The 11,462-nt window shown below is 64.1% G+C and carries 11 protein-coding genes; 4 read left to right on the top strand and 7 right to left on the bottom strand.

Translation table 11 applies throughout. The features are described 5' to 3' along the window. The first annotated feature begins 155 nt into the window (after positions 1 to 155). On the top strand, positions 156 to 1,274 hold the full coding sequence (locus tag K3555_RS19245) for an acetoin utilization protein AcuC (protein WP_260006688.1): 1,119 nt from the start codon (positions 156 to 158) through the stop codon (positions 1,272 to 1,274). An 83-nt stretch (positions 1,275 to 1,357) separates the two neighbouring features. Here K3555_RS19245 and K3555_RS19240 read toward each other — a convergent pair whose 3' ends face one another. Further along, positions 1,358 to 2,836, bottom strand: a complete 1,479-nt coding sequence (locus K3555_RS19240; protein ID WP_260006687.1) for an ABC transporter substrate-binding protein — start codon at positions 2,834 to 2,836, stop codon at positions 1,358 to 1,360. A 164-nt stretch (positions 2,837 to 3,000) separates the two neighbouring features. On the opposite strand from K3555_RS19240, the gene panB reads away from it, so the two are divergent. The 3 genes from panB (at position 3,001) to glpK (ending at position 6,258) form a co-directional block, all read left to right on the top strand. Beyond that, positions 3,001 to 3,831 (top strand): 3-methyl-2-oxobutanoate hydroxymethyltransferase, encoded by an 831-nt coding sequence (gene panB, locus K3555_RS19235; RefSeq protein ID WP_260006686.1) that lies wholly within the window; start codon positions 3,001 to 3,003, stop codon positions 3,829 to 3,831. A gap of 8 nt (positions 3,832 to 3,839) precedes the next feature. Then, a complete protein-coding gene (panC, locus tag K3555_RS19230; RefSeq protein ID WP_260006685.1) occupies positions 3,840 to 4,700 on the top strand; it encodes a pantoate--beta-alanine ligase in 861 nt (286 codons plus the stop codon). Between the two features lie 67 nt (positions 4,701 to 4,767). After that, the gene (glpK, locus tag K3555_RS19225) at positions 4,768 to 6,258 is read left to right on the top strand and encodes a glycerol kinase GlpK (protein ID WP_260006684.1); all 1,491 of its coding nucleotides are present in this window, start codon (positions 4,768 to 4,770) and stop codon (positions 6,256 to 6,258) included. Between the two features lie 307 nt (positions 6,259 to 6,565). On the opposite strand, the gene K3555_RS19220 is transcribed toward glpK, so the two are convergent. The 6 genes from K3555_RS19220 to K3555_RS19195 form a co-directional block, all read right to left on the bottom strand. Then, on the bottom strand, positions 6,566 to 7,822 hold the full coding sequence (locus K3555_RS19220; protein ID WP_260006683.1) for a flavin-dependent oxidoreductase: 1,257 nt from the start codon (positions 7,820 to 7,822) through the stop codon (positions 6,566 to 6,568). 78 nt (positions 7,823 to 7,900) lie between these two features. After that, positions 7,901 to 8,443, bottom strand: a complete 543-nt coding sequence (idi, locus tag K3555_RS19215) for an isopentenyl-diphosphate Delta-isomerase (protein ID WP_259988282.1) — start codon at positions 8,441 to 8,443, stop codon at positions 7,901 to 7,903. 153 nt (positions 8,444 to 8,596) lie between these two features. Then, positions 8,597 to 9,058, bottom strand: a complete 462-nt coding sequence (locus K3555_RS19210) for a cytochrome c family protein (RefSeq protein ID WP_260006682.1) — start codon at positions 9,056 to 9,058, stop codon at positions 8,597 to 8,599. Between the two features lie 109 nt (positions 9,059 to 9,167). After that, on the bottom strand, positions 9,168 to 10,190 hold the full coding sequence (locus K3555_RS19205; RefSeq protein ID WP_260006680.1) for a P1 family peptidase: 1,023 nt from the start codon (positions 10,188 to 10,190) through the stop codon (positions 9,168 to 9,170). A gap of 136 nt (positions 10,191 to 10,326) precedes the next feature. After that, a complete protein-coding gene (locus K3555_RS19200; protein ID WP_260006679.1) occupies positions 10,327 to 10,680 on the bottom strand; it encodes a cupin domain-containing protein in 354 nt (117 codons plus the stop codon). Next, positions 10,677 to 11,423: an SDR family oxidoreductase gene (locus K3555_RS19195; protein ID WP_260006678.1), complete on the bottom strand. Its 747-nt coding sequence runs from the start codon at positions 11,421 to 11,423 to the stop codon at positions 10,677 to 10,679. Before K3555_RS19195 ends, K3555_RS19200 begins: the two co-directional genes overlap by 4 nt. Positions 11,424 to 11,462: the final 39 nt, after the last annotated feature.

Here is an 11,462-nt window from a genome sequence, read left to right as displayed (position 1 = left end):
GAAGAGAAACGAGCGGCAGAGCATAAAAACGCGCAACGTCAATAAGTTGTACAGGGTCTGACCGGAACAAGCGCGCCGCGCCGCGCCGGGCAAGCGGCTGCCCGCCCCGGTGCGATGTGCCTTGGCAGCGGGCGGAAACCGGCTATCACTGCCTTATGCTGATGCGCCCCCTGTTCATTGGATCGGAAATCTATCGCGGATCGTCTTATGGCGGCACGCATCCGCTGCGGGTGCCAAGGGTCTCAACTGTGATGGATCTGTCCCGGGTGCTGGGCTGGCTGCCGGATCAGGCCTATGTGAATTCGCCCCGGGCGAAACCGGCAGCGCTGACCGCTTGGCACACGCCCGAATACGTCGCGGCGCTGCAAGCGGCAGAGGCGGCGCAGTCTGTAAGCGAAGACGTTCGGGTGCGGCACCATTTGGGCAGCATTTCCAACCCGGTGTTTCCGGAGATGTTCCGCCGCCCGGCCACAGCCGCGGGCGGGTCGATCCTGGCGGGTGAGCTGCTGGCAGGGGGCGGCATCGTCTACAACCCGGCGGGCGGCACCCACCACGGGATGCCGGACCGCGCCAACGGCTTTTGCTATCTGAACGATCCAGTGCTGGCGATGCTGTCACTGCGCCATCACGGCGCCCGGCGGATCGCCTATGTGGACATCGACGCGCATCACTCCGACGGGGTAGAGCATGGTTTTACCGGCGACAGGGACGCGCTGATGATCTCGGTGCATGAGGAGAACCTCTGGCCCAAGACCGGCGCGCTGACGGAGGATGCGGGCGGCTCGGCCCTGAACCTGCCAGTGCCGCGCGGCTTCAACGATGATGAGATGGCCTATATCCGAGACGCGCTGATTCTGCCCGCGGTGGAAGGTTTCGGGCCGGATGCCATCGTGCTGCAATGCGGGGCGGATGCGGTGACAGAGGATCCGCTGCCGCATCTGGATCTGTCGAACAATGCGCATTGGGCGGTGGTGCGGGCGCTGATGGGGATGGCGCCGCGATTGCTGGTGCTGGGCGGCGGCGGCTATAACCCTTGGTCGGTCGGGCGTCTTTGGACCGGGGTCTGGGCCACGCTGAACGGGTATGAGGTGCCGGAGAGGCTGCCCGCGGGGGGCGAAGATGTGCTGCGCGGGCTGGAGTTCAACGGCAACCGTCTGGGCCGAAACCCGCCGGAGCATTGGTTCACCACGCTGCGCGACCAGCCGCGGGGCGGGGAGGTCCGGCAGGTGATCCGGGAGGGGGTGGCTTACTTGCGTGCTAGACGGGGGCTGTAATGCGGTAAGGGCATCGCCCGCCCCGTGGGGGCGGTTCGGGCGCTGCCCGGCCTGCCGGCCGGGCGATCGGTTGCAAGCCTGGACTAGTCAGCCCAGCTGAGCACGCTGAGGTCGATGGCGGCGGTGGGCGCGTTCTCCCACAGCCCTTGCAATCCGGCCTTGGCCACCACCAGCTTGGCCAGCTGGAACAGGTAACCGTTGACGTAATCCGCCGCGATAATCTCCTGCGCCTCTTGCAGCAGCGCGGTGCGGGCGTCCGGATCGGTGGTGGCGTTCAGCGTCGCCATAAGCTCCTGGAATGGCTTGCTGTCATACTGGAAGTAGTACTCGGGCCGGGCATAGATGCCGATGTCCATCGGCTCGGTATGGCTGATGATCGACAGGCCAAAGCTTTTGCCGCGAAAGACAGATTCCAGCCACTGTGCCCATTCCACGTTGATGATCTCCGCCTTGATCCCCACCTGGGCCAGCTGTGCGGCAACAATTTCACCGCCGCGGCGGGCATAAGAGGGCGGCGGCAGGTGCAATGTGGTCTCAAACCCGTCAGGCAAACCGGCCTCTGCCAGCAGCGCCTTGGCCCTCTCAGGATCAAAGGATGACGCGCCGGTCAGATCCTTGTAGGCGGGGTTATGCGGTGCAAAATGGGTGCCGATGGGGGTGCCATAGCCGAACATCGCGCCGTCAATGATGGACTGCCGGTCGATGGCATGGGCCACAGCCTGGCGTACGCGCGCATCGTCGAACGGCGGCTGTTTGTTATTGGTGGACAGGATCGTCTCGCCCTCGGTCGATCCCACCAGCACCTGGAACCGCGGATCGGCCTCGAACTGCGGCAGGTTCTCCGGCGCCGGGAAGTTGTCAAAGGCGTCGATATCCTCGGCCATCATCGCGGCAAAGGCGGCGGTGGGATCGGAGATGAATTTAAAGGTGGCCGAGGCCAGCGTGGGCTGTTCGCCCCAATACTCCGGATTGCGCGCCAGGCTGATCCGGTCGCCCTGCACCCATTCCTGGAACGTATAAGCACCTGTGCCGACCGGGCTGGTCTTGATGTCCTCGATGCTCTCCGGTGCCACAATCACTGCATCGCCCCAGGCCAGATTGAACAGGAAACTGCCGTTCGGCGCGTCCAGAGTGACTTTGACGGTCTGCGGGTTCACCGCATCCACCGACACGATCCCCTCAAACAGCGCTTTCTGTGCGTTGGTGCTGTCTTCGGCACGGGCGCGGTCGAGCGAGAATTTCACGTCCTCCGCATCCATCGCGCTGCCGTCGTGAAAGATGACGCCTTCGCGCAGCTTGAAGGTGTAAACGGTGCCGTCCCCGGAAATTTCCCAGCTTTCCGCCAATCCCGGCACCACAGATCCATCGCCCATGAACCGGGTCAGCCCTTCGAAAATGTTGCTGTAAACCACCGAATCGATAGCCTGTGCGGCGGCGCTTGTCGGGTCCAGATGCGGTGGTTCCAGCTGCAGACCAATGGTGACGCTGTCCTTGGCCCAGGCGGCGCCCGCCATCAAGGCCAGCGCGGAACTGGCGGCGAAAACGTAGGATCTGAAGGCCATCGGAAAACTCCCTGTGTACAAAATTCGGGCCTGTTTGGGCGCCTATTGGAAACGAGTTTCCCTGTTTCCCAAGCGTAATCAAGACCGGGCGGCATTTCGCGCACTGGAAGCACGCGGCGTTAATTGGTAATCCGTGCCCACTCTTGAACCGCGGACAGGACACCATGAGCGCAACAGCCAAGAAACAGGCGCCCAACGCCGAAGACATCCGGGCCCGCAAAGGCGGCACCCCGTTGGTCAGCCTGACGGCCTATACCACACCGATGGCGCGGTTGATGGACGCCCATTGCGACTTTGTGCTGGTCGGCGACAGCGTCGGCATGGTGCTGCACGGGCTGACCTCCACCCTGGGCGTGACGATGGAGATGATGATCCTGCACGGCCAGGCGGTGGCGCGTGGTCTGGAACAGGCGATGCTGGTGATCGACATGCCCTTCGGGTCTTATGAAGAAAGCCCGCAACAGGCGTTTCGCAATGCCGCCCGGCTGATGGCCGAGACCGGCTGCGCCGCGGTCAAGCTGGAGGGTGGCGTTGGGATGGCCGAAACCATCCGCTTTCTGGTCAAGCGCGGCATCCCGGTGATGGCGCACATTGGTCTTACGCCGCAGTCGATCAATACTCTGGGCGGCTACAAGGTGCAGGGCCGCGATACGCAAGCCGACGCCGTGCTGGCCGATGCTCGCGCGGTGGCCGAGGCCGGCGCGTTTTCGGTGGTGCTGGAAAAGGTACCGCAGAAACTGGCCGACACAATCACCGCCGAGGTGGCGATTCCCACCATCGGTATCGGTGCCAGCGCCGGCTGCGACGGGCAGATCCTGGTTGTCGATGACATGCTGGGCTTCTTCACCGCCTTCAAACCGAAATTCGTGAAACGCTACGCCGATCTTGGGCCGCTGGCCGAGGCTGGTATTGCCGAATACGCCGCCGAGGTCCGTGCCCGTTCCTTCCCGGCGGCTGAGCATGTGTTTGCCGATCAGGCGCCCTCCAAAGGATGACTGCCGACATGACCGCACCGATCCTGCGCCGCTTGTCTGATCTGCGCGCCAAGACAACCGCATGGCGCCGTGCCGGCGAAACCATCGGTCTGGTGCCGACCATGGGCGCGCTGCACGCGGGCCACCTGTCGCTGGCCGAGGCCGCCAAACAGGCCTGCGACCGGGTGATCGTGACCATCTTCGTGAACCCCAAGCAGTTCAACAAGCCGGAAGACCTGGATAACTACCCCCGGACTGAAGCTGACGACGCGCAAAAGCTCGCACATCTGGGGGTGGATCTGATCTATGTCCCGGATCCGGACCAGATCTACCCGCAGGGCTACGCCACCAATGTCTCGGTCGGCGGCAGCATTACGGAGGTGATGGAAGGCCCCTTCCGCCCCGGTCATTTCGACGGGGTGGCAACGGTTGTGGCCAAGCTGTTTCTGCAAACCAGCGCGGATAAGGCGTTTTTCGGCCAGAAGGATTACCAGCAGCTGATGGTTGTCACCCGGATGGCCCGCGATCTGGATATCCCGATCGAGGTCATCGGCTGCGAAACCGTGCGCGAGGCGTCGGGCCTTGCCATGTCCTCACGTAATCTGCTGCTGCCAAAGGACAGGCTTGCCAAGGCGGCAGCGCTGAATGCCGCGATGCGGGAGGCGGCTGCCAAAGCTTCTGCGGGCGAACCTTGGGCGCCGCTGGAGACTGTTGCGCGCCAGACACTGGCGGAGGCGGGATTCGGCGACGTGGAATACTTCGACCTGCGATGTGCCGAAACGCTAGAGGCGCTGGATAGCCCCTCTCGTCCCGCCCGTCTGCTGGCCGCCGCCTGGATGGATGGCGTCCGGCTGATCGATAATATCGAAGTTCCTCAACTAAATCTTTAGTAGGGGCTGGCAGCGGTAACACTTTTGCGTTTATGCTCCCCGGTCAGAGGAGACTGGAGGGCAGCCGATGACCTATATTCTGGCAATTGATCAGGGCACCACGTCGACCCGGGCAATCCTGTTTGATGCGGGAATGCAGGTCGCGGGCACCGCACAGCAGGAGTTCACCCAGCACTACCCGCAGGCGGGCTGGGTGGAGCATGACCCGGAAGAGATCTGGGAGACCACTATCGCCGTCTGCCGCAAGGTGATGGCGGATCTGGATGTGTCTGCCGCGGAGATCGCGGGCATTGGCATCACCAACCAGCGCGAAACCACCGTGGTCTGGGACAAATCCAGCGGCAAAGCCATTCACAACGCCATTGTCTGGCAGGACCGCCGCACCGCATCTATTTGCGAGCAGCTGCGCCAGGATGGCCAGGCTGAGATGGTCTCTGACCGCACCGGGCTGCTGCTCGATCCCTATTTCTCCGGCACCAAGGTGAAGTGGATCCTCGACATGGTGCCCGGCGCGCGCGAGCGGGCGGCGGCGGGCGATCTGCTGTTCGGCACGGTGGATACCTTCCTGATCTGGCGGCTGACCGGCGGTGCCTCCCACGTCACCGACGCCACCAACGCCGCACGGACGCTGATGTACGACATCCGCAAGGGCCGCTGGAGCCGCACCATCAGCGATCTGCTGGATGTGCCGCAGCAGATGCTGCCGGAGGTGAAGGACAGCGCGGCAGATTTCGGCACCACCGATCCGGAAATCCTGGGCGGCCCGGTCCCGATCCTGGGGGTGGCGGGCGACCAGCAGGCGGCCACCATCGGCCAGGCCTGCTTCCAGCCGGGGATGATGAAATCCACCTACGGGACGGGCTGCTTTGCCCTTTTGAACACCGGGGATGAGCCGGTGGTGTCAAAGAACCGGATGCTGACCACTATCGCCTATCAGCTGGACGGCAAGCCGACCTATGCGCTGGAAGGCTCGATCTTCATCGCCGGCGCGGCGGTGCAATGGCTGCGCGACGGGCTGGGCATCATCGAACAGGCGTCGGATTCGGGCGAACTGGCCCTGCGCGCCGATCCGGGCCAGGATGTGATCCTGGTGCCCGCCTTCACCGGCCTCGGCGCACCCTACTGGGAGCCTGACTGCCGCGGCGGCATGTTCGGCCTCAGCCGCAACTCGGGTCCCGCCGAATTTGCCCGCGCCGCGCTGCAAAGCGTCGCCTATCAGACCCGCGATCTCTATGAGGCGATGCGCGCCGACTGGGAAGACGACAGCCACCACACCGTGACCCTGCGTGTCGATGGGGGCATGAGCGCCAGCGACTGGACGATGCAGAGCCTGTCGGACATCCTAGGCGCCGCAGTCGACCGCCCGGTGATGCAGGAAACCACAGCACTTGGCGCTGCCTGGCTGGCGGGGATGCGGGCGGGGATCTACCCGGATCAGACGGGGTTCGCCGACACTTGGAAGCTCGACCGGCAGTTTTCGCCGCTAATGCAGCCCGCGGCGCGGCAGGCGGCTTATGCGCGCTGGCAGCGCGCGGTTCAGGCGGTGATCGGGGTTTGACGTCAGGCGGGCAGGGCAGGGCGCTCCCGCCTGTTCCGCCACATTCTGCGAATGTGCCTCACAGTTGGGCGTAGCGCCGCGCTTTGCGCGGCGCCATCCCTTTGCTGAGAAGCGGTTTAAGGTCAGAATTGCCCTTAAACGCGCCCATTCAAGGGTGATAGCGGCCATCCGCGCCTCAAGGGTGAGCAAGCTGCCCGGAAACGCTCCGGGGGAGCGTTTCGCTTGCGAACGGGCGGAGCCCTGGCAAAACCGTGCCTGCGGCACGGCGGCTGTGCCGCCCTTGACCCGCGGCTGGCCGCGGCGTGCCTCAGCTGGTGCGGGCGCCTGCCGGGATGGTTGGCGGGCGGGCGTTCAGCTCCTCGATGGAGAAGCCCGCAATCATCTTGTATTTGGCGGCATGGGCGGCCAGTTCCGCCTGCGGAATGACTTCGCTGATGTCCTGAAAGCCGCCACCGCAGAGGTCCTCGACCCGCTGCAGCACCCCGTCCGGTCCGCCTCCTGCGCGGTTGGCGAGACCCACTGCCGTCGTTACTGGGCGCACTTCTGCTTCATAAGCTTGCAAAGCGCCAGCGTTCACCCCGTGCTCCAGCAGTTGCGCGCCGATCACCCGCGCGTCCACAATGGCCTGGCTGGCGCCATTCGATCCTACCGGATAGGTCGGATGGGCAGCGTCACCCATCAGAGTCACGTTGCCGATCGTCCAGCGCTCCAGCGGGTTGCGGTCAACCATTGGGTATTCATAGACCGTCCCGGCACCGCGGATCAGGGCGGGCACGTCAATCCAATCAAACCGCCAGCCTGCGAAGTCCGGCAGGAACTCAGTGATATCCGCGGGCCGGTTCCAGTCTTCCCGGCGCCAGGGGGTGGAGGGATCAAAGCTCTTCTCGGCGATCCAGTTCATTGTGACGCGGCCATCACCATCCGGCGCCGAGATAGGGTAGGCCACCAGCCGCAGATGATCATTGCCGATCATCGCCATCGCCGCGCCGCCCTTGAAGGCAGGCGCGCGGGCGGTGGCCCGCCACAGGATACGGCCGTTCCAGATTGGCGCGCCCTCATCCGGCGCCATCTGTGCGCGCAGGGCGGAATGGATGCCGTCTGCTGCGACAACCAGCGATCCCTCGACCCGCCGCCCGTCCGCCAGCAGCAGCGCAGCACCCTCCGCTGCATTGTCAAACCCTGCCGCCCGTGCGCCGGTCTTAAAGCAGCCCGTCCCCGCGCGCTCCACCAGTGCGCGGCAGAGCATCATCTGCAATGCGCCCCGGTGAACCGAATACTGCGGCCAGGCATAGCCGGCGCGGGTACCACGCGGCTCCTCCCAGATCGTTTTGCCGAGCTTGCTGTAAAATCCCAGCTGACGGGTCCGGACACCAATTGCGTCCAGTTCCGCCTCCAGCCCCAAATCGAACAGCTCCCGCACCGCGTTGGGCTGCAGGTTGATGCCAACACCCAGCGGTTTCAGGCCGCGGACTGCCTCATAAATCTGAAAGGGGACCCCGATCTGATGCAGCGTCAGCCCCAGCGTCAGCCCTGCAATGCCGCCGCCCGCGATGAGGATGGACATAATAAGCATACTCCCTAATTGCGCGGGCAGATAACCACGGCGCGCGACGGGGAGCAAGCTGGCAGAAAGGGTAAAAGGTCAGCGCCGGCGACCGATGATCAGGTCGGGGCCAAAGATCACATCGGCATAATTGTGCAGATAGATTTTCAGCCAGGGCGTGAACCGTTCCGGGTGGCGGCTGACTTCGGCCAGAAGGTCATGGTAATCGACCCAGCGGGTCTCCATCACTTCGTCCGGGTTTGGGGTGATGTTCAAGGGGCGGTGGGCATGGGCCAGGAACACATCCACGGCTTCATGCTCGACCAGGCCATTGCCGACATCGGCGCGGTATTCCAGGTGATGGCGGAACTCAGGGTAGAGGCCGGTCAGCCCCAGCTCCTCCTGCATCCGCCGCACCGCGCAGGCCGAGGGCTGCTCGTCCCACATCGGATGGGTGCAGCAGGTGTTCGCCCAGAGGCCGGGGGTGTGGTATTTCCCCATCGCCCGGCGCTGCATCAGGATTTCCACGCCTTTCACCACAAAAACGGAGACCGCCTTGTGTTTCAGCCCGCGCTCATGCGCGGCGAGCTTGTCAACAGGTGTCAAATCGCCGTTCACCCAGGCGGGGATCATATGGCTCATGCTGTGTCCGTGACGGTTTTTTCTGGCGCGGCCTGCCGCAACTGCTATGGCCTGGCTCCTACCGCTAACCTCTGCGGGTTACGAAAGCAATTACGCGAAAAGCCGCGGCGAAAATGCCGCGGCTTTTTGGCCGTGCTGCCGGAAAATCCGGCCTTACTCGGAAGCGGCTTCTGCGTTTTCTTCCGCGGCGGGTTCTTCAGCCGGCGCCGGGCCGTGGCTGGCCAGGAAAGCAAAGATATCCTCGCCGCCCTTCTTCAGGCGGAAAGACATTTTTGACTTGGCTTTGGCGTTGCCGGTTTCAGCCTGCAGGAATTTCTTGGGATCGGTGGTGAAGCCGACGAAATTCGCTTCGTCCCAGACCAGTCCGGCTTCGCCCGCCGCAACCAGGTCATTGCTGTATTTGAAGCCTTCGGTGCTGCCCGCAGTGCGGCCTGCCAGGCCCCACAGGTTGGGGCCGGTCTTGCCGCCCTTCACGATCACATCGCCGTCGTCCGAGACAACCATGTGGCAGGATTTGCATTTGTTAAACCCCTTCTCCCCCTTGGCCGGGTCGCCTTCGGCAAAGGCAGGGGCGGCGAGGAGGCCGAAAATGGCGGCTGTAACGAGAGGTTTCATATTGCTTGCTCCGGTTTTGAGTTGGCAGGTGTGACTCATGATCCAATAGCCGGCGGTGTCAACCGGCAGTTTGACGCGCATCAAAGTCATGGCAGGAAGTTGCGGACCTTTATGGCGCCGCCCAGCAGGGCAGCAGATCGCCGGGTTCTGGCCGGGCGTGTGAGACGGCACGGGCAATGGCACGGCTAAGGCACAGCGCTGCGGCATGGCAGACCGGCCCAAGGTCCGCATCCGGGTTTTCCAGGGCGCGGGCGCCGGTGCTTGCGGCAAAGACCAGATCGCCGTCGCCGGGCGCATGGGCGGGGACAATTGCGCGTCCGATGCCGTCATGGGCGGCAGTGGCCAGGCGCTGGCACTGCGCCTTGCTGAGTGCGGCATCCGTGGCGACGATGGCGATGGTGGTATTGGCGCGCTCTTGCGGCATCGGGGTGCCGCCCAGCTTCTGCATGGCGGCCAGTTTGCGGCTTTCCGGACTGCGGCCCAGGCCGGCGGAGGGATCCGGGCCCAAACCGCCGAATTCATCCCCGATTTCAAATGGCGCCGCCCAGAAATGCCGCTCACCCGGTGTGGTGACGGCGCCCAGCGGGTTGGCGGCCACCAGCGCACCGACGGTCACGCCGCTGTCCAGCACCAGCGAGGCCGACCCCAGCCCGCCCTTGACCATCGCGGTCAGCGCGCCGGTGCCCGCACCAAAAGTACCAAGGTCAAAGGTATCTGCCGCGGCTTCAAACGCCGCCCGGCCCAGGGCGCGGTAGGGATTCTCACCCCAAGCCTTGCCGCCGCCGTTCAGCAGATCAAACAGGATCGCGCCCGGCACCAACGGCACCCGCGCCGGGCCAACCGGAAAACCGCGGCCCTGACTGTGCAGCGCATCTATCACGCCGGAACAGGCATCAAGACCAAAGGCCGAGCCGCCAGACAGAACCAGCGCGTCGATCTTTGCCACCGATTTGTCCGGCGCCAGCAGGTCGGTTTCACGTGTTCCCGGTGCGCCGCCCATCACATGCACCGATGCGGTGAAGGGCTTGTCTGCCGTCAGAACTGTGGTGCCGGATTTCAGCGCCGCATCCTGCGCATTGCCAACCAGTATGCCGGGGATGTCAGTGATCAGGTTTCGGGGGCCGGGGAGCATGGTGAGAAGTCCTTCTTGCATGAAGCGCGCTGGGGCGCGCTGCCTCCGGCGGGGGGTGAGGCCTGTCATGGAAACCCTCCGGGGGAGGGTTTCAAGGCCGAACGGGCGGAGCCCGGGGAAAGATGAAAGCGCGGCGTCAGATCCGCGGCTTGGGCGCTGCCGTCGCCGGATCGCCTGAATTCGGTTCGCCCTTTGGTTCGATCAGCAGCACCTTGCATTCCCGTTCGGCACGGGGGCGGTGACTGATGCCTTTGGGCACCACGAACAGCTCACCTGCGCGGACGGTCTGCGGCTGCTGGCCTTCGATATCCATTACCATTTCACCTTCCAGAACCAGGAAGAAATCATCGGTATCCGAATGATGATGGAACGGAAACTCACCCTGAAACTTCACCACCATCACGTCGTTGCCATTGTAATCCGCCACCACATGCGGGTCCCAATGGGTGGAGAATTGGCTGAGTTTTCCGGCCAAGTTCACAGTCTTCATATGCAGCGTCCCCCGTCCACTTCCATCGCCACTCCGGTCACCATGCCTGCCTCGTCCGAACACAGGAAGCACGCCGCGTTGCCCATGTCCTCAGGCGTGGAAAACCGGCCGATCGGGATGGTGGACAGAAACTTGGCGCGCATTTCCGGTGTGTCTTCGCCCATGAAGGTTTTTAGCAGCGGCGTTTCTCCGGCCACCGGGTTGATCGCATTTACCCGCACGCCATGGGGCGCCAGCTCAACCGCCATGGTCTTGGTGGCGGTGATCATCCAGCCCTTGGAGGCATTGTACCAGTTGAGGCTGGGGCGCGGCGAGACACCGGCGGTGGAGGCGACATTCAGGATCGCGCCGGCCTGGCGCGCCTTCATATGCGGCACCAGGGCGCGGGCTGTCAGGTAGACGGATTTGACGTTGACGCCTAGCACCCGGTCAAAGTCGTCCTCGGTGACATCCTCCAGCGGCGCAGGCAGATGGGTGACGCCAGCATTGTTGACCAGGATGTCCAACTGTCCAAAGGCCTCCAGGGCGGCCTCTGCCATCGCATTGACCGAGGCGCCCTCGGAGACATCCACCGTCCGCGCGGTGGCGTTGCTGCCCAGCTCTGCGGCCATTTCCGCTGCCGCAGCACCATTGATGTCAGCAATCATCACCCGGGCGCCCTCGGCCAGGAACTTGCGCGCAATCCCGGCGCCAAAGCCCGAGGCGCCGCCGGTCACGATGGCGGTTTTCCCATCCAGCCGCATATTCTGATCCTCCCTGCTGTTTTGCCAGCAGCATGGGCG

It is taken from the genome of Leisingera sp. M527 (genome assembly GCF_025141525.1).
Taxonomy (GTDB): Bacteria; Pseudomonadota; Alphaproteobacteria; order Rhodobacterales; family Rhodobacteraceae; genus Leisingera.
The sequence above is the reverse complement of the archived record's forward strand: the minus strand, read 5'-3'. Positions and strand labels throughout refer to the sequence as shown.

What these genes read in the sequence shown, in the direction of transcription:
- panC (WP_260006685.1), top strand. Translation starts at nt 3,840, where the DNA reads ATGACCGCACCGATCCTGCGCCGCTTGTCTGATCTGCGCGCCAAGACA.
- K3555_RS19200 (WP_260006679.1), bottom strand. Translation starts at nt 10,680, where the DNA reads ATGAAGACTGTGAACTTGGCCGGAAAACTCAGCCAATTCTCCACCCAT.
- idi (WP_259988282.1), bottom strand. Translation starts at nt 8,443, where the DNA reads ATGAGCCATATGATCCCCGCCTGGGTGAACGGCGATTTGACACCTGTT.
- K3555_RS19220 (WP_260006683.1), bottom strand. Translation starts at nt 7,822, where the DNA reads ATGTCCATCCTCATCGCGGGCGGCGGCATTGCAGGGCTGACGCTGGGG.
- panB (WP_260006686.1), top strand. Translation starts at nt 3,001, where the DNA reads ATGAGCGCAACAGCCAAGAAACAGGCGCCCAACGCCGAAGACATCCGG.
- glpK (WP_260006684.1), top strand. Translation starts at nt 4,768, where the DNA reads ATGACCTATATTCTGGCAATTGATCAGGGCACCACGTCGACCCGGGCA.
- K3555_RS19195 (WP_260006678.1), bottom strand. Translation starts at nt 11,423, where the DNA reads ATGCGGCTGGATGGGAAAACCGCCATCGTGACCGGCGGCGCCTCGGGC.
- K3555_RS19240 (WP_260006687.1), bottom strand. Translation starts at nt 2,836, where the DNA reads ATGGCCTTCAGATCCTACGTTTTCGCCGCCAGTTCCGCGCTGGCCTTG.
- K3555_RS19210 (WP_260006682.1), bottom strand. Translation starts at nt 9,058, where the DNA reads ATGAAACCTCTCGTTACAGCCGCCATTTTCGGCCTCCTCGCCGCCCCT.
- K3555_RS19245 (WP_260006688.1), top strand. Translation starts at nt 156, where the DNA reads ATGCTGATGCGCCCCCTGTTCATTGGATCGGAAATCTATCGCGGATCG.
- K3555_RS19205 (WP_260006680.1), bottom strand. Translation starts at nt 10,190, where the DNA reads ATGCTCCCCGGCCCCCGAAACCTGATCACTGACATCCCCGGCATACTG.